Source organism: Actinoplanes sp. NPDC051494 (genome assembly GCF_044454705.1).
Taxonomy (GTDB): Bacteria; Actinomycetota; Actinomycetes; order Mycobacteriales; family Micromonosporaceae; genus Actinoplanes.
Map to the genome: position 1 here is coordinate 13,605 of NZ_JBITDZ010000002.1, position 15,247 is coordinate 28,851.

Here is a 15,247-nt window from a genome sequence, read left to right on the forward strand (position 1 = left end):
ACAAGGACGACCTTGCGCATCTGCGCACTTGAGCAGGGCCACCGCGGGCACCCTCTTACATATTCGTAACCCCCGATTCATCGCAGCGGGAGCCGGCCCGGGCATCCTCGGATCGGAGGGGCGGACAGACGTATGGACGAGACGGATACACCCTGGTCGGCGACCGGCCTTGACCCACTGGCCGGCCGCGTGCTGGAACACCTGGTGGCCGTACGATCGGCCGGCCGCGACGAGGTGGCGACCGCGTTCGGCGTGTCACCCCCGGAGGCGGAGCGCGCGCTGCGGCACCTCGCGGACTCGGCCCTGGCGTCGCAGATCGACGGTGCGACACCACGATGGACGGCCGCGCCCCCGCGACTGTCCGTCGGGGCGCTGCTGGCCCGGCGGCGGGCCGAACTGGCCCGGGTCGAGGATCTCGTGGAACGGCTCTCCGAGGCACACGAAGCGGTGTCCGGGCCGAGCGCCACGGACGTGGTGGAGGTGCTCAAGAGTGAGGACGAGGTGCCCGCCCGTTACCGCCAGCTGCTGATGACAAGCTCGTCCGAAGTGCTGCATCTGGCGAAGCCGCCCTACGTGACCGGTGCGTCGTCCGCCGGGGCGGTGGGCGTGCGGCCCGGCGTGCGGATGCGGTCGGTGTACGAGACGGACGGCTTCACCGACGCGGTGTCGCTGCGGACGGCTCTGCGCGGGACCGGGCAGGGCGGAAAGCTGCGGTTGACCTCGCAGATCCCGGTGAAGCTGGTGATCTTCGACCGTACGGCCGCCCTGCTGCCGATCCGGGGAGACCGCCCGTCCTCGGGGTCGCTGGTGGTGCACTCGCCGGCCCTGGTGACGACACTCGTCGCCCTGTTCGAGAGCGTGTGGGAGCGGGCCGAACCGGTATCACTGACGAGACGGCACGACCTGCCGGCCTCGGGACGCGACCTGCGCACCCGGGAGATCCTGCGCATGATGGCGGCCGGCATGAAGGACGAGACGATCGCCCGGATCCTCGACCTGAGCCGCCGCACCGTTCAGCAGCACATCAGCGACGCGGGCACGGTGCTCGGCGCCCGGACCCGCTTCCAGCTCGCCCTGCTGGCTGCGAAACGGGGGTGGCTGAGCGAGCAGGACGACGGCGTACGGCAGCCGGCAGCCGTGGGTCCGTGAGCCGGCGCTCAGGGTCCCGGTGGCAGCCTGTTCAACGACATCGCCATGAGCGCCACGTCGTCATCGAGCCGCTCGAAAGTGGCGAGGAGACCGGTCAGCGCATCGACGGCCGCAGGGGCGGTGCTGACCGCCGACCGGGCCAGGAAAGCTTCCAGTGCGTCCTCGCCGTAGCGGCCGGCCCCGGGGCCGGCGCGGGCCTCGAGGAGGCCGTCACTGTAGAGAATCAACGTGTCGCCGGCCGCGAGGGAGAAGGTTCGCGTCGCGATAGCAGGTGCCCGGAGACTCCCGATGAGGGTGCCGCCCACGACCTGCGCCTCGACGGTGTTGTCGGCGCGCAGCAGCATGGGTGCGGGGTGGCCGCCGCCGGCGATGGTGATGGAACAGCCGGCCGCCGTGGGGGTCAGCACGCCGAAGACGACCGTGCAGTGGCGGTGGGAGGGGCTGTGATAGTTCTGGAACAGAGCGGTGTTGAGGTGGGTCAGCACCGCGCCGGGATCGGGTTCGTACGCCGCGGCGGTGCGCAGGGTGTAGCGGGCGGCCGCGGTGGTGGCAGCGGCGGCGAGGCCTTTGCCGCACACGTCGCCGAGGAAGAAGCCCCACCGGTTGCCGGCCAGCGGGAACAGGTCGTAGAAGTCGCCGCCGATCCGATCGGTGGAGGCCATGTGGTAATACGCGCTGACCAGCATGTGCGGTGGTGCCGGCAGCGTGTCCGGCAGCAAGCTGTGCTGCAGCCCGGCGACCAGGCCCCGCAGGCGTTCCCGGTCGGCGTCGGCCTCCTGCCGGGCATGCAGGAGCTCGTTCTCGTACGCGCGGCGTTCCCTGGCGTCGAAGATGGTGGTGCGGATCAGCAGGGCCTGGCCGTCGCCGCCGGTCTTGACCGTCGAGGTGACCAGCACCGGGAGCCGGGAACCGTCCGCGCACCGGAGCTCGAGGGCGATGCCGTTGATCTCCCCCCGCATCTGCAGCAGCGGCGCGAAGTGGGTCTCGTGGTAGAGCCGGCCACCGACGGTGAGCAGGTCACTGAAGCGCTTACGACCGACGAGGTCTTCGCGGCGGTAGCCCAGCCAGCCGAGCAGCGTCGCATTGACCTTGGCGATCGTGCCGTCCAGCAGGGTCGACAGGTTGCCGCACGGTGCGGTGTCGTAAAGATCGTCGATGTTGTCCTCCAGCATGGCCGGAAATGCCGACTCCTGCGCCGGTTCGCAGCGCGATCCGGCGCCCGGCGGTGGCTCACTCACCGGCATTCGGCCACGAACGACGTGATGGCCTGCGCGGTCGCCTGCGGTGCGCTCAGCTGCGGGCAGTGCCCGGTGGCGTCCAGGGTGACCAGCCGGCTGCCCGGTATATGGGCATTGACGTAAGCACCCACCTCGGGCGGCGCGATCGCATCGTGCGCCGACTGCAGCACCAGGGTGGGCACGGTCACCCGGGGCAGGTCGGCGCGTTGATCGGACAGGAACGTGACCTTGGCGAAGGCCTTCGCGATGGTGGGGTCGGTGCGGCAGAAACTGGCGGTCAGTTCCTCGCCCAGCTCCGGCCGGTCGGGATTGCCCATGATCACCGGTGCCATGGTGGCGGACCATCCGAGGTAGTTGCTGTCCAGCGAGTCCAGCAACTCGTCGATGTCGTCGCGGCTGAAACCGCCCCGGTAGCCGTCCTGGTCGATGTAACACGGCGAGGGGGTGACCAGGACCAGCCCGGCGAAACGATCGGGCTCCTCGGCCACCGCGAGCACACCGATCATCGCGCTGACGGAGTGCCCGACGAAGATCACGTCACGCAGGTCGAGGTCCCGGCAGATCTCCAGGACGTCCTGGGCGTAGCCGTCGAGCGTCGAATACCGGTCCGGATCCCACGCCGACGGATCGGAGCGCCCCGCCCCGACATGGTCGAAGAGCAGCACCCGCGACTGCTCACCGAGCCGAGCGGTGATCTGCCGCCACATGTTCTGATCACATCCGAAGCCGTGAGCAAGCATGACCACCGGGCCCTCGTCACGGCCCGTGAAGGTGATATTGCTGCGTACCCGGACATCCACTTCCGCATTGTGTCATCATCGGCAGCCGGCACCGAACGAGGTTGATAACCGACGCTCGGCGGGCGTTCGCGTGATGCCGGTCAGGCGGGCAGGACGGCGCGGGCCGCCTGCCGCAGACTCCTGATCATCGGGTTCGGGTCGCCCTTGCGGCTGACCAGGACGACCTGGCTGGGGGCGGCGTCCTCGATCGGGACGGTGACCAGGTCGGGGTGCAGGGAGCTGCGCCGGTCGCCGACCGGGAGCACGGCGAGCGCCCGGCCGTTCGCGACCAGTTCGAGCTTGTCCTCGTAGTTCTCGGTCGGCGGTACGTCGGTCCCGAGGAGCTGGTACGACGTCCAGTCCGTGGTCTCGAACGCACACGGTGCCACCTGTTCGCCGGCCAGGTCCGCGGAGGTCACCGACGCGCGCCCGGCCCAGGGATGCCCGCGCGGGACCACGAGCATCCGCGCCTCCTCGTACAGCGGCGTGGTGCGCACGTCGTCGGTGGCCAGCGGCAGCGGCGACCGGGCGATCAGGGCGTCGACGTCCTTGCCGGCCAGTGCCCCCACGTCGCGGCAGTTCAGGTGCCGGGTGGTGATCTCGGCGTCCGGGTGGCGGTCGCGCAGCTCCCGGACCGCGGCGGTGATCACCAGGTCCTCGACGTAGCCGATGGTGATCCGTTCGGTCCCGGCCTGCTCGCGGACGGCCAGCTCGGCCTGGCGGGCGGCCTGCAGCAGGGCCCGGGCCCGGGGCAGGAAAGCCTGCCCGGCCGGGGTGAGCCGGGTGCCCTGGGGAATCCGGTCCAGCAGTCGCGCGCCGAGATGCTTCTCGAGCCGCTGGATCTGACGGCTCAGCGCCGGCTGGGCCACGTGCAGGTCGGCGGCGGCCCGGCCGAAGTTCTGGTGCTCGGCCACCGCGGTGAAGTAGCGCACCAGCCGCAGTTCCAGGTCCTGTCCGAGATCGTTCACCCGGCCCAGCGTACCCGTCATGCCGTTTCGGAATGATCGGTTGCCGGACCGGTCTTGGACGGCGATGCCGTCGCGGGCCTTGACTGGGGGAGCACCATTTCCCGAGGAGAGCGACAGGCGTGATGAAGGCGATCCAGTTCCACGAAGCAGGCGGCCCGGACGTGCTGCGGTACGACGACGTGCCGGTACCCGAGATCGGACCCGGTGAGGTGCTCGTACGGGTGCACGCCGCGGGCATCAACCCACCGGACTGGTATCTGCGCGAGGGCCTGACGGTCATGCCGCCCGAGATGCGGCCCGCGCTGGAATTCCCTCTGACCCCCGGTACGGACCTGTCGGGCGTCGTCGAAGCGGTGGCTCCGGACGTGCGGGAATTCGCCGTCGGTGACGAGGTCTTCGGCATGCTGCGCTTCCCCGGCTTCGACGGCCGCACCTACGCCGAGTACGTCGCCGCGCCGGTTTCGGACCTGGCCCGCAAGCCGGCCGCCCTCGATCACGTGCAGGCCGCCGGGGCCCCGATGGCCGTACTCACCGCCTGGCAGTATCTGATCGATCTCGGCCACGAGGTGCCGTCGCCGTTCACCGGCCGGGTGCACTCCCCGGTGCCGCTCGCACCGGGCATGACCGTGCTGGTCAACGGGGCCGCCGGTGGAGTGGGCCACTTCGCGGTGCAGCTGGCCACGTGGAAGGGCGCGCACGTGATCGCGGTGGCCTCGGGCCGCCACGAGCAGTTCCTGCGCAAGCTCGGGGCCGACGAGGTCATCGACTACACCACGACCGACGCCACCGAGGTGACCCGCGACGTCGACGTGGTGATCGACGCGGTCGGCGGCCCGGGTGCCGCACGGTTCCTCACCGTCGTCAAACGCGGCGGCACCATCCTCCCGGTGTTCTTCGCCGAGTACGACCCGGAGGAGACAGCCCGGCTGGGCATCGCGGTGTCGAACATCCAGGTGCGGTCCGACGGCCCCCAGCTCGCGACGATCGGGCGCCTGTTCGACGAGGGCAAACTCCAGGTCGGGGTGGACAGCACCTACCCGTTGTCCGACGCGGCGGGTGCGCACGCGCGCGCCGCGCGGGGCCACATCCAGGGCAAGATCGTACTGACGGTGCTCCCGTGACCACCGTCCTGACAACAACCGGTGGCCACGCCTTTCAGCGCGACAGCACGGCCAGCTCCGTACGCGACCGCGCACCGAACTTCTTCAACAGGTTCGCCACGTGGTACTTCGCCGTGTTGACGCTGATCTCCAGGGTCTTCGCGATCTCCTGATTACCGGCACCGGTCAGCACCAGCCGCAGCACGTCACGCTCGCGCTGGGTGAGGTCCTGCTGGCCGTCGATGGCATTGCTGGCGGCGGGCGGGTCCAAGGGGATCGTGATGGCGATCAGCGAGCCCCACGACGGGGTCGACTCGACCCGGAGCTGGCCGTCGAGGGCGGCGACCCGTTCGGCGATGGGCCGGACCGCGTCGTCGTGGGCGTCGAGCGTGCCTGCCCCGTCGTCGCGGATCTCCACCAGCAGGTTACGGCCGTCGCAGTCCCATTGGATCCGGACCCGGGCGGCGGTCCCGGCGTCGACCAGCGCCAGCACGGCGGTCCGCACGATCGTGCGGGCCGCCTGCGCCACATCGCCGGGCAGCGCCCGCCCGCTCGCGGGCGGCTCCACGAACTGCACGTCCAGCCCTCATGCACCTCGGCATCACCACCCACGTCGTCGGCGAGACCACCACCCCCGCCATCCGTGCCGGCGACGTGCTGCTGCTCGCGAGCGGCTCCGGCACCACACCGACCGTGGTACGCGCCGCCGAGACCGCCGTCCGGACCGGCGCCACGATCGTCGCCGTCACCACGGCCGCCGGGTCACCACTGACCGGGCTCGCCACGGCGACGGTGCTTCTCCCCGCCGCGACCAAGACGGACCGCAGCGGCACCAGCTCGGCGCAGTACGCCGGCAGCCTCTTCGAACAGGGCGTCGTCCTGCTCGGGGACGCCCTGTTCCACACCCTCTGGCAGCGCAGCGGCCGCACCGCGGACGACCTGTGGCCGACCCACGCCAACCTCGAATGACCCTCCCTCAAGGACAAGGAACCAGAAAAATGCAGCTCCAATTCGCCATGGACACCCTCTCCATCGACGCCGCCCTCGAGCTTGCCGCCGCTGCGGCACCGCACGTCGACATCCTCGAACTCGGCACCCCGCTCATCAAGAGCGAGGGCCTCGCCGCCATCACCGCGGTGAAGAAGGCGCACCCGGACAAGATCGTGTTCGCCGACCTCAAGACCATGGACGCCGGTGAACTCGAGGCCGACATCGCGTTCACCGCCGGCGCGGACCTCGTCACCGTGCTCGGATCGGCCGGGAACAGCACGATCGCCGGCGCGGTCAAGGCCGCCGAGAAGCATGGCAAGGGCATCGTCGTCGACCTGATCGGAGTGGCCGACAAGCCCGCCCGGGCCCGGCAGGCCGTCGCCCTCGGCGCCCGGTTCGTCGAGATGCACGCGGGTCTGGACGAGCAGGCCGAGCCCGGCTTCACGTTCCAGACCCTGCTCGACGACGGCAAGGCGTCAGGCGTGCCGTTCTCGGTCGCCGGTGGCGTCAGCGCCACCTCGGTCGCCTCGGTGCAGGCGGCCGGCGCCCGCGTGGCGGTGGCCGGCAGCGCGATCTACAGCGCCCCCGACGTCGCCGCCGCGGCGGCGAAGATCCGCGCCGCGATCAGCTGATCGATCCTCGAGTGCCGGTGGCGGCACGGACCGCCGGGGGATCTGCTCGGCGTAGCGGTGCACCGAGTCCTCGACGATGGTGCGGGCATGCCACCCCAGTCGAACTGGCCGAAGAAACGGTCGATGCCGAGCAGGTCGCGGGGGTCCTCGGCCGCAGATACTCGCGGTAGTAACGGAAGACGTCCTGGCCGCCCGCGTAGCGGCAAGCAGGTGCTGCCGCTGGCCCTCGACGTCACCGACAAGACAGCCGTGCAAACCGCAGTCACCGCCGCCTACGAGAAGTTCGGGCGGCTCGACGTCGTGGTCAACAACGCCGGCTACGGCCTGTTCGGCGCGGTTGAGGAGATCAGCGAGCAGCAGCTACGCGACCAGATCGAGACCAACCTGTTCGGCGTCTTCTACGTCACCCAGGCCGTTCTGCCGATCCTGCGGGAGCAGGGAAGGGGCCACATCATCCAGATCTCCACCATCGGCGGCGTCGGCGGTTCACGCCGAGCCCCAGCCGGCCTACCAGCCGCTGCGCGACGCCATGGCCGCCCGTGCTGGTAGCGCCTCCTACGGCGACCCGGACGCCGCCGGCCCTGCCCTGCTGCAGATCGTCGACGCCGAGAACCCGCCGCTGCGGGTGCTTTTCGGCTCCCAGCCCACCCAGATCGTCAAGCACCTCTACGCCCAGCGCTGAGCGTGTCCATGCCAGCGAGCAGCACACGCTCGCAGATGTCCGCTCAGTGGGCACGTGCCTTCTGGGCGGCGTCCGAGCCGTTCACCGTCAGCATGTTCTTCACCCCGGAGGCCGCGTCGATCACCGAACGCGCCGGTCTACCAGGCCGTGCCGCGTACGTTGTGCTTCGCTCAGCACCCCTGGGCGCGGTGCCACCGGCCGTCGCCGCGTCGGCGTTCCGCAGCTTCCCCGCGCCCGTGTTCGCGGTGCTGGATAACGCCTGGCAGCGGCTGACCCCGCAGGCTGCGATCGACGCCAACCACGAAGCCGTGCTTCGGGCCGCCAGCCCGCAGATCGGTGACCCGCCGGCCGACCTGGGCGATATGGCGGACCTGCTCACCGAAGCAGTGGAGCATCTCGACACCAGCGGCCGCGCCCTCGCTGCAGCCAACCAGAGCGTTCCGGCTCAGGCCGAGCCATGGGCCCGGCTGTGGCGGGCCCTCAACACCCTGCGCGAACACCGCGGTGACGGAGACGTCGCCGCTCTGATCGCCGCCGGCCTTGCCGTCCACGACAGCGAAGTGCTGATGGCCGCCTGGGCCGGCAAACACACCGACAGTGCCATGCTGCGCGCCACCCGCTCCATCGACGACGACAGCTGGCGAGCCGCTAGTACAAGACTCTTCGACCGGGGCCTGGTCGACGCCGAGGGCGAGATCACCGCTGAAGCACCAGCCCTGCGCAACTGGGTCGAACAGGTTACCGACAAGGCGGCCGCCGACCCACGGAGGCGGATCGGCGAGGACCGTATCGCCCCGATCCATCAGTTCCTGACCACGCTGTCATCCACGCTGATCGACGCCGGGCAGATGCCGGCCGTCACGCCGGTCGGCGCGCCATGGCCGCCGCCCGCACCCAGCGGCATCTGAACCCGAGCCACGGCAGCGTGCACAGCTGGACCGCCACGCCCAGCACGTTGCGGCCCGTGCGGAACTGGCGCACGAACGCCTCGTCCGCACCGGTCAACGTGAAGTACCGGATCAGCTCGGCCCGGTTGATCTCTGGGAAGCCCCGAAGCCGCGCCAGTTCCTCCGCCGAGAACACATCCTGAGTTGCCACAAACCTACCGCCTGAGCATCTACCATCACCAAACGGACGGCACGCTAGGGCTCGGGACAGAGCTTGATCAACCCTCAGTTCCTACCGTTGTTTTTGGGCTGGAAACTACGGGCAGGCGGTGTCGGCGCAGCGTCGGGCCAGAAACACCGCTTCGGGTACAGCCCCGTCCGGTCGAGCCGTCCGGTCAGGGTCGTCGGTGGCGAGCGGGCCGTTGGTAGTGGCCAGCGCGGTGCGGATGGCCCGTGCGTGAGCTGGTCAGACTAGCGGAGGTCGCGGTTCTCCAGAATGTGGTGAGGAAACCCGGTGCGGGCGGCGCGCAGCATGGCGCGGCCGAGCCGCCCGGTGGTGATCGCGTACTGCGGGGCGACTCTCTCGAGCAGCGGAAATGCGGGGGCGGTGAACGCGTACAGGGTGCGGAACCAGTTGGTCTTCGAGGTGGCGCGGAACGTGGGCTGGACCATACCGGGACGGAAGGCGTAGCCGTTCCTGAAGGTTTTGATGACGGCGTTCTCGGTTCGGCCCTTGACCCGGGCCCACATCTGTCGGCCGTCGGGGTTGGTGCCACCTCCCGAGACGTACACGAAGGTCATGTCAGGGTTGATCCTGACGAGCGTGCGCGCGGCGGCGACCGGGTATTCGTAGTTGACCTTGGTATAAGCGGCTTCGTCCAGGCCGACCGAGGACACCCCGAGGCAGTAGAAACAGGCGTCGTACCCGACCAGCTCGTCCTCAATCGGTGTCAGCTCGGCAAAGTCGTCCAGGAGTACCTCGCGTACTTTTGGGTGCCTGACCTCGGTCGGCGTGCGCACCACGGCGAGCACTTGTTCGACGTCCGGATCCTGCAAGCTCGCGTGCAGCACGCTTTGGCCGACCATGCCGGTCGCGCCGAAAATAATCACATTCATGTCTGTTCCCCTTCATAGGCGATTTTGTGCTTCAAGGGCGTGTCGTCGGCTTGATCTTGATGAGGGCCAGGGCTGGGTGAGGTGCGGGGTGGGGCAGCCGACCGGAGCCCGATTGATCTGCAGGCTCAGGAGAAGGCGTTGAGCCGGGGAGTGATCCGCTTGGTGTGTGTCCGGCCGGGCCCCATCGCGACAGCTGATGGCCGGCGCCGTGGCTCTGCGGTGACGGCCGGCCGCTGGTCGTTCCCCGCCCGAGTGCGGTGCCGCAATGTCGGCCGGCGATGCTGACCGCGATCTGCGGTGCGTTCCGGGTTGAGAATGAAGCCGTTGGTTCGATGCAGGCCAGGGCTGCGCTCTGCGCGCCATCGCCGCCGCTGCAGAGCGCCGGAGCCGCGGGATGCGGGCCGTGGGCCGGCGTTCCGGGATGGGCGATCCTGAGGGACTAGTTCTGGATGCTGGCGGCCATGACGGGGAACCGCACCCCGGTGAGGTTTTCGGAGACGGTCCACAGCCGCTGCTGGATGGCTACCTCGTAGGACTGCGGGCTGGAGGTGACCAGCCGGGGGTGGCCCTTGATCTCGAAGTTTCCGCCGGGGCCGTAGTACTGGCCGCCGAGTGCGGCGGGGTCGGTGGCGGCGCGCAAGCTCGGCAGGGCGCCCATGGCGGGTGTCTGGGTGGCCAGCGGTGCGACCAGGGTGATCGGGAGCCGGAAGAGGGCGGGGCTGTTGCGGGTGAGTTCGGTGCTGGACAGTCCGGGGTGCGCGGCGACCGCGACGGTGGTGCCGTGCCGGGCGAGCCGGCGTTGCAGCTCGTAGGTGAACATGAGGTTGGCCAGTTTGGACTGGCCGTAGGCGCCGGCCCGGCTGTACGTGCGCTCCCACTGCAGGTCGTCGAAGTGGATCGCGGCTCGGATGCGGTGGCCGGTGCTGCTGACCGTGACCACCCGGGAGCCGGGCACAGGCAGCAGCCGGTCCAGCAGCAGTCCAGTGAGCGCGAAGTGGCCGAGGTGGTTGGTGCCGAACTGCATCTCGTAGCCGTCGCGGGTGGTCTGCTTCGGGGTGTACATCACGCCGGCGTTGTTGATCAGCAGGTCGATGCGGTCGAGCCGGGACCGCAGCTCAGCCGCCGCCGTGCGGACGGAGTCGAGCGAGGTCAGGTCGAGTGCCTGAACGCTCACGTCGCCGGTCATGCGGGCCGCGGCCTGCTTGCCCTTCTCGACGTTGCGCACGGCGAGCACGACGATTGCCCCGTGCTCGGCGAGTGCTTTGGCGGTTTCGTACCCCAGCCCGGTGTTGGCGCCGGTCACCACGGCCACCCGGCCGCGCTGGTCGGGGATGTTCGCCGTCGTCCACGTGTCGCTCATGTCGTGCCCCTCGCTTTAAGTACCGGAAGTATCTTGTGCCGACGACATTAAAGTACCGCCGGTTCGTTGTCAACGTACCGGAGGTATTTAAGTTAGGGTGGTGGTCATGACGTTTCAGCGGGCGCGCACCGAGGAGCAGCGGGAGATCCGCCGCCGGGCCATCCTCGACGGGGCATCGGCGATGCTCGACGAGATGCCGGTCGCCGCGGTCACCCTGAACGAACTCAGCCGCCGGGTCGGCCTCGCGAAGCCGAACGTGCTGCGCTACTTCGAGTCGCGGGAGGCGGTGCTGCTGGATCTGCTGGACCGCTTCCTGCAGGAGTGGTTGACGCAGCTGGCAAGCGAGCTGGCGACCGGCGTCGACGACACCCTGCCACCGGCCGAACGGGCGGTGGCGGTAGCGGAGACCCTCAGCCGATCGCTGTCCGGCCGGGTCGTGCTGTGCGAACTCTTCGGCGCGCAGGCCGGCGTCCTGGAGCACAACGTTTCCGTCGAGATCGTCGCGCGCTACAAGCGCGCCTCCCTGGCCCGGCTGTCGACCATGGCCGCCCTGGTGCAGAAGTGTCTGCCGGAGCTCGGGGATGACGCGGCGTTCTGCTGCCTGCAGACCATGCTGACGGCCGGCGCGCTGGCGCCGTACAGAACACCACCACCCAGCCTCGAGGCTGCCTACCACACCGAACCCGACCTTGCCCGCTCCCGCTTGGACCCCCGCGACTATCTGAAGCAGGCGCTGACCGTGACTTTCCTGGGCGTGCTCGCCCGCCGCTGATGGCGAAAGACGACATCGCCCCCTCCACCGGTGTGGCGAAGGGGGCGGGCGGGTGGTGGCGGTGAGGAGTTATTCGGTTTCGGCGCGCTGCCCGGCGGTGATGGTGGTGAAGATCTGTCCGAGGCCGTCGGCGCGGGTGACGATGGTGTCGCCGGGCTTGAGGTAGACGTCGGCGTTCTTGGCGTCGCGGACGTAGACCTTCAGGGCCGAGTCGACGACCGAGTCGGCGTTGGTGCCGAGGCTGCCGGCCCATTCCATGAAGCCGAGGAACCGCTGCCGGGTGTCCGGGGCCCGGTAGACCACGCCCTCAGGAGTGCCGGTCTGCAGGATCGTGCCCTGCGGGATCATCCCGGGCTTCGCCGTCAGTGTGGTGGGCACGCCGTCGCTGTCCCAGGATCGGTCCCCGGCGGCGATCGTCTTGTCGATCATCGTGGGTACGTCCCAGATCAGGTCGGCCGGGTTGGCGCGCTGGCGCAGGTCGTCGTTGACGAACAGGTCCAGCTGCAGGCTCTTGTAGTACGTCTGCCAGTCGGCGGGGATGACGAACAGGTCCCCGGTGCTGAGGAAGCCGGGCTGGCTCTTGGCGTTGGTGAAACCGGCGCCGCCGGTGAGGTTGTCCGGCTCGATCTGTTCGGTGAGCAGCTCGCGGTCGGTCCAGTCGTTGGACAGGACCAGGCCGACGTGCTGCGGTGTGCCGGTGGCGGCGGTGATGTCGTTCAGGGCGACGATGCCGAGCTCGACCTCGTAGTCGAGCAGGCCGTGGCTTCCCGCCGGGAGCAGGCTGTGGGAGTCGGTGAGCGTGGCGATCTTGGGGAAGACGAACGGCTCCTCGATGGACGCCTCGGCCTGGTGCTCCTTGTAGTTGGTGCCGGTGCCGACGTGGTGGGAGTGGGTGTCCAGCGAGGTCAGCGTGTCGGTGGCCGGCACCGTGACCTGCGGCCGGGCCGGGTCACCGGCGATGGCCTGGATGGCCTGGTAGCCGAGCTTGTTGAAGGCGGCGATCGGTTCGGTGAAGGAGGCACCGAGCTCGACACCGCGGATGGCCCCCTTCTCGTACGCCGTGACCGCGAGGACCCGGGAGCCTGAGCCGGAGTCGACCCGGGCGAAGGTGAGCGCTGTGGCGGGGTCGGCAATGGCGACCCGCTCGGTGGTGCCCGGCGGGATCTGCTCGGAGTAGACGACCGGGAACTTCGCCGGAACGGTGCGTACGACCCCGTACGATCCAAGGCCCGCCACCGCCAGACCGGCCGCGACGATACCGGTGAGGGCGAGAGCCTTGCGCCGACGATTCGAGTTGCTGCTGGTCATGTCCTTCTCCCCTGATGCGTTCCCGCCGCCGCCCGTCGCGGTGACAGGAAGAAACGTACGAACGTGATCAGGGTCAGGGCATCACCCTCGAAGTGCTGGCACCCCCTACCGGCGTATGTGCCCCGGGGTGACCAGTCCGGTCTCGTAGGCGAGCAGGACCGCGTGCACGCGGTCGCGGAGGTGCAGTTTGGTGAGGATCCGGCTGACGTGGCTCTTGGCGGTCTGTTCGGCCATGAACAGCTCTTTGCCGATCTCGGCGTTCGACCGTCCGGCGGCGATCAGCCCGAAGACCTCCCGTTCGCGGTCGGTGAGGCTGTTGAAGACCGTGGTCGGCTGCAGGCCGACCGGCTTGCTGCTGACGAAGTTCTCGATGAGCCGCCGGGTCACCTGGGGAGCGAGCAGGGAATCGCCTTGCGCGACGACCCGGACCGCGGTCGCGAGCTGCTGGGCGTCCGCGTCCTTGAGCAGGAAACCGCTGGCACCTGCCTCCAGCGCGGCGTACACGTAGTCGTCGATGTCAAAGGTGGTGATCATGATGACTCGCGGGACAGCACCGGGACCGTCGGCGCCGAGCAGCCTGCGGGTCGCGTCGATGCCGTTGAGCTTCGGCATCCGTACGTCCATCAGGACGACGTCCGGACGCAGGGACCGGTTGCGGGCGAGGGCCTCCTCCCCGTCGGCGGCCTCGCCGACCACGGTGATGTCGTCCTCGGCCCCGAGGACCGCGGACAGACCGGCACGGTACATGGGCTGGTCGTCGACGATGAGGACACGAATGGTCATGATTTCTCCGGTTGGTGGTCGATCGCGGCGGGGATCGTCGCGTCGATGAGGAAGCCCCCGTCGTCGGTCGGTCCGGTGGCGAGCCGGCCGCCGAGCGCGGTGACGCGCTCGCGCATGCCGCGCAGTCCCTGCCCGCCCTGATCGGGGCTGGTGGCGGCCGGGCCGGGTCGGGTGGCGGGAGGCTCGTTGCGGACGGACACGTGCAGTGCGGCGCCGTCGGCGGTGATGGTCACGTCGGTGGCGGCAGTGGGTGCGTGGCGGACCACGTTGCTGAGCGCCTCCTGCACGATGCGGTAGGTCGTCAACTGGACCAGGGGGCTCACCTGGTGCGCGTCGGCGTCGATGCTCGCCCGGATCGGCACCTCCGCCCGCGAGACAGTGGCGACGAGATCCTCGATGTCACCCAGCTGCGGCTGCGGCAGCAGGTCGGCGTCGTCGGACCGCAGCACGCCCAGCAGCTGACGCATCTCCGCCAGTGCCGTGCGGGCAGACCGGGCGATGTCCTGAAACTCGCCGTCGACCACCGACGTGCTCGCACCCTTCAACCGGATCGGCGCCGACATCGCCTGCATGTGCACCAGCGACATGCTGTGGGCGACCACGTCGTGCAGCTCCCGCGCGATGCGGGCCCGTTCCTCCACATGCAGCCGCTGGGCCTGCTCCAGCGCGACATCGCGCCGGGCCGCCGCCAGATCGGCCCGGATCCTGCCCCGCTGACCAGCGGCGATCGCCGCCACCAGCACGGTGGCCGTGTAGCTGGCGTAGATCGTCAGGTTAGTCCCCCAGTGGTCGGGGTCGGCGTACCGCTGCGGCGACATGACGATGAGCGCCACCAGCAGGGCGATGCTCGACCACCACGTGCTCACCGAAACTGTCCATCGCTCCCGGACGCCCAGCAGCACGGTGAGCCCACCCAGCGACAGCAGCCCGGTGACCGGCAACGGCCAGGGCTCGCCGGCCGAATCACGAATCGCGACCACCAGGACTGCGATCGATGCCAGGTGCACCACCGCTGCCGTCCGGGCCCTGAAAACCGCGAGGACCAGCGAACCGCACTGGACCGTGGCGACGGAAAAGGCGACAGCGAGATCCAGCTGATACACAGCGCTCGTGAGCGGAACCGTGACGGTGTACAAACCCGTGACGAACAGCGCAACGGCACACCAAGCCCAAAACGGGAGAGCGCGACCCTGCCGGGTGACTAGCGATGGCATGACCTGCTCCTGGCTTCGGGTGCGGGAATGCTAGCAATGCTCAGACGAAGGTCCGACTCGGTGACGGGCCGCGCCGAGGGCACGCCGAGGCTCGGATGGCTGGCGAGAGTCAGTTTGCTCACCGCAGCTCGACATCCCGTAGCGAGACTCCAGACATCAAATGATCATGCACGTGCAGCCTGGCGTAGCTCTGCTCGGGCAGAGGAAGCCGTGACATCGATGCAGATATCCGACACCTCCTGTCGAGTGGGTTCGCTTCGACCTACGCT

17 protein-coding genes and 1 pseudogene are annotated in these 15,247 nt (G+C 69.4%); 8 read left to right on the plus strand and 10 right to left on the minus strand.

Annotated features, from left to right (window positions below; translation table 11 throughout):
* The first annotated feature begins 132 nt into the window (after positions 1 to 132).
* Positions 133 to 1,149 (plus strand): LuxR C-terminal-related transcriptional regulator, encoded by a 1,017-nt coding sequence (locus tag ACIA6A_RS06905; RefSeq protein ID WP_396096496.1) that lies wholly within the window; start codon positions 133 to 135, stop codon positions 1,147 to 1,149.
* Positions 1,150 to 1,157: 8 nt separating this feature from the next.
* Here ACIA6A_RS06905 and ACIA6A_RS06910 read toward each other — a convergent pair whose 3' ends face one another.
* From ACIA6A_RS06910 to ACIA6A_RS06920, 3 genes are all read right to left on the minus strand, one after another.
* Entirely contained in the window at positions 1,158 to 2,393 is a 1,236-nt protein-coding gene (locus ACIA6A_RS06910; RefSeq protein ID WP_396096497.1) for a PP2C family protein-serine/threonine phosphatase, read from the minus strand.
* A complete protein-coding gene (locus ACIA6A_RS06915) occupies positions 2,384 to 3,094 on the minus strand; it encodes an alpha/beta fold hydrolase (protein ID WP_396096498.1) in 711 nt (236 codons plus the stop codon). The genes ACIA6A_RS06910 and ACIA6A_RS06915 overlap by 10 nt, the downstream gene beginning before the upstream one ends.
* A 173-nt stretch (positions 3,095 to 3,267) precedes the next feature.
* Positions 3,268 to 4,134, minus strand: a complete 867-nt coding sequence (locus ACIA6A_RS06920; RefSeq protein ID WP_396096499.1) for a LysR family transcriptional regulator — start codon at positions 4,132 to 4,134, stop codon at positions 3,268 to 3,270.
* A 122-nt stretch (positions 4,135 to 4,256) separates the two neighbouring features.
* On the opposite strand from ACIA6A_RS06920, the gene ACIA6A_RS06925 reads away from it, so the two are divergent.
* Entirely contained in the window at positions 4,257 to 5,255 is a 999-nt protein-coding gene (locus tag ACIA6A_RS06925) for an NADP-dependent oxidoreductase (protein WP_396097605.1), read from the plus strand.
* Positions 5,256 to 5,289: 34 nt separating this feature from the next.
* On the opposite strand, the gene ACIA6A_RS06930 is transcribed toward ACIA6A_RS06925, so the two are convergent.
* Positions 5,290 to 5,811 carry a LuxR C-terminal-related transcriptional regulator gene (locus tag ACIA6A_RS06930; protein ID WP_396096500.1) on the minus strand — a complete coding sequence of 174 codons (522 nt, stop codon included), beginning with the start codon at positions 5,809 to 5,811 and terminating at the stop codon, positions 5,290 to 5,292.
* 11 nt (positions 5,812 to 5,822) lie between these two features.
* Here ACIA6A_RS06930 and hxlB point away from each other — a divergent pair, with 11 nt between their 5' ends.
* From hxlB to ACIA6A_RS06955, 5 genes are all read left to right on the plus strand, one after another.
* Positions 5,823 to 6,203 carry a 6-phospho-3-hexuloisomerase gene (gene hxlB / locus ACIA6A_RS06935; RefSeq protein ID WP_396096501.1) on the plus strand — a complete coding sequence of 127 codons (381 nt, stop codon included), beginning with the start codon at positions 5,823 to 5,825 and terminating at the stop codon, positions 6,201 to 6,203.
* Positions 6,204 to 6,232: 29 nt separating this feature from the next.
* Positions 6,233 to 6,856, plus strand: a complete 624-nt coding sequence (hxlA, locus tag ACIA6A_RS06940; RefSeq protein ID WP_396096502.1) for a 3-hexulose-6-phosphate synthase — start codon at positions 6,233 to 6,235, stop codon at positions 6,854 to 6,856.
* Between the two features lie 210 nt (positions 6,857 to 7,066).
* A complete protein-coding gene (locus ACIA6A_RS06945; protein ID WP_396096503.1) occupies positions 7,067 to 7,405 on the plus strand; it encodes an SDR family NAD(P)-dependent oxidoreductase in 339 nt (112 codons plus the stop codon).
* Positions 7,386 to 7,538 (plus strand): hypothetical protein, encoded by a 153-nt coding sequence (locus ACIA6A_RS06950; RefSeq protein ID WP_396096504.1) that lies wholly within the window; start codon positions 7,386 to 7,388, stop codon positions 7,536 to 7,538. Before ACIA6A_RS06945 ends, ACIA6A_RS06950 begins: the two co-directional genes overlap by 20 nt.
* Before the next feature lie 35 nt (positions 7,539 to 7,573).
* Entirely contained in the window at positions 7,574 to 8,446 is an 873-nt protein-coding gene (locus ACIA6A_RS06955) for a hypothetical protein (RefSeq protein ID WP_396096505.1), read from the plus strand.
* On the opposite strand, the pseudogene ACIA6A_RS06960 reads toward ACIA6A_RS06955, so the two are convergent.
* The 3 genes and pseudogenes from ACIA6A_RS06960 to ACIA6A_RS06970 form a co-directional block, all read right to left on the minus strand.
* Positions 8,445 to 8,636 (minus strand): annotated as a pseudogene (locus ACIA6A_RS06960) (DUF4158 domain-containing protein); the annotation flags it as partial. The gene ACIA6A_RS06955 and the pseudogene ACIA6A_RS06960 overlap by 2 nt on opposite strands.
* A gap of 260 nt (positions 8,637 to 8,896) precedes the next feature.
* A complete protein-coding gene (locus ACIA6A_RS06965) occupies positions 8,897 to 9,541 on the minus strand; it encodes an NAD-dependent epimerase/dehydratase family protein (RefSeq protein ID WP_396096506.1) in 645 nt (214 codons plus the stop codon).
* Between the two features lie 439 nt (positions 9,542 to 9,980).
* Positions 9,981 to 10,901 carry an SDR family NAD(P)-dependent oxidoreductase gene (locus ACIA6A_RS06970; protein ID WP_396096507.1) on the minus strand — a complete coding sequence of 307 codons (921 nt, stop codon included), beginning with the start codon at positions 10,899 to 10,901 and terminating at the stop codon, positions 9,981 to 9,983.
* A gap of 106 nt (positions 10,902 to 11,007) precedes the next feature.
* Between ACIA6A_RS06970 and ACIA6A_RS06975 the strand changes: the two genes are divergently transcribed.
* Positions 11,008 to 11,673 carry a TetR family transcriptional regulator gene (locus tag ACIA6A_RS06975; RefSeq protein WP_396096508.1) on the plus strand — a complete coding sequence of 222 codons (666 nt, stop codon included), beginning with the start codon at positions 11,008 to 11,010 and terminating at the stop codon, positions 11,671 to 11,673.
* 69 nt (positions 11,674 to 11,742) lie between these two features.
* Here the strand turns inward: ACIA6A_RS06975 and ACIA6A_RS06980 are convergent, their stop codons facing one another.
* The 3 genes from ACIA6A_RS06980 to ACIA6A_RS06990 all read right to left on the minus strand — a co-directional run bounded on the left by ACIA6A_RS06980 (position 11,743) and on the right by ACIA6A_RS06990 (position 14,867).
* Positions 11,743 to 12,981 (minus strand): fumarylacetoacetate hydrolase family protein, encoded by a 1,239-nt coding sequence (locus ACIA6A_RS06980; RefSeq protein WP_396096509.1) that lies wholly within the window; start codon positions 12,979 to 12,981, stop codon positions 11,743 to 11,745.
* A gap of 105 nt (positions 12,982 to 13,086) precedes the next feature.
* On the minus strand, positions 13,087 to 13,764 hold the full coding sequence (locus tag ACIA6A_RS06985; protein ID WP_396096510.1) for a response regulator: 678 nt from the start codon (positions 13,762 to 13,764) through the stop codon (positions 13,087 to 13,089).
* The gene (locus ACIA6A_RS06990; protein WP_396096511.1) at positions 13,761 to 14,867 is read right to left on the minus strand and encodes a sensor histidine kinase; all 1,107 of its coding nucleotides are present in this window, start codon (positions 14,865 to 14,867) and stop codon (positions 13,761 to 13,763) included. The genes ACIA6A_RS06985 and ACIA6A_RS06990 overlap by 4 nt, the downstream gene beginning before the upstream one ends.
* Positions 14,868 to 15,247: the final 380 nt, after the last annotated feature.

Excerpts from the sequence above, each read along its gene's own strand:
- ACIA6A_RS06905 (WP_396096496.1), top strand. The coding sequence starts at position 133 with ATGGACGAGACGGATACACCCTGGTCGGCGACCGGCCTTGACCCACTG.
- ACIA6A_RS06910 (WP_396096497.1), bottom strand. The coding sequence starts at position 2,393 with ATGCCGGTGAGTGAGCCACCGCCGGGCGCCGGATCGCGCTGCGAACCG.
- ACIA6A_RS06915 (WP_396096498.1), bottom strand. The coding sequence starts at position 3,094 with ATGTGGCGGCAGATCACCGCTCGGCTCGGTGAGCAGTCGCGGGTGCTG.
- ACIA6A_RS06925 (WP_396097605.1), top strand. The coding sequence starts at position 4,257 with ATGAAGGCGATCCAGTTCCACGAAGCAGGCGGCCCGGACGTGCTGCGG.
- hxlB (WP_396096501.1), top strand. The coding sequence starts at position 5,823 with ATGCACCTCGGCATCACCACCCACGTCGTCGGCGAGACCACCACCCCC.
- hxlA (WP_396096502.1), top strand. The coding sequence starts at position 6,233 with ATGCAGCTCCAATTCGCCATGGACACCCTCTCCATCGACGCCGCCCTC.
- ACIA6A_RS06950 (WP_396096504.1), top strand. The coding sequence starts at position 7,386 with ATGGCCGCCCGTGCTGGTAGCGCCTCCTACGGCGACCCGGACGCCGCC.
- ACIA6A_RS06955 (WP_396096505.1), top strand. The coding sequence starts at position 7,574 with ATGTCCGCTCAGTGGGCACGTGCCTTCTGGGCGGCGTCCGAGCCGTTC.
- ACIA6A_RS06965 (WP_396096506.1), bottom strand. The coding sequence starts at position 9,541 with ATGAATGTGATTATTTTCGGCGCGACCGGCATGGTCGGCCAAAGCGTG.
- ACIA6A_RS06970 (WP_396096507.1), bottom strand. The coding sequence starts at position 10,901 with ATGAGCGACACGTGGACGACGGCGAACATCCCCGACCAGCGCGGCCGG.
- ACIA6A_RS06975 (WP_396096508.1), top strand. The coding sequence starts at position 11,008 with ATGACGTTTCAGCGGGCGCGCACCGAGGAGCAGCGGGAGATCCGCCGC.
- ACIA6A_RS06980 (WP_396096509.1), bottom strand. The coding sequence starts at position 12,981 with ATGACCAGCAGCAACTCGAATCGTCGGCGCAAGGCTCTCGCCCTCACC.
- ACIA6A_RS06985 (WP_396096510.1), bottom strand. The coding sequence starts at position 13,764 with ATGACCATTCGTGTCCTCATCGTCGACGACCAGCCCATGTACCGTGCC.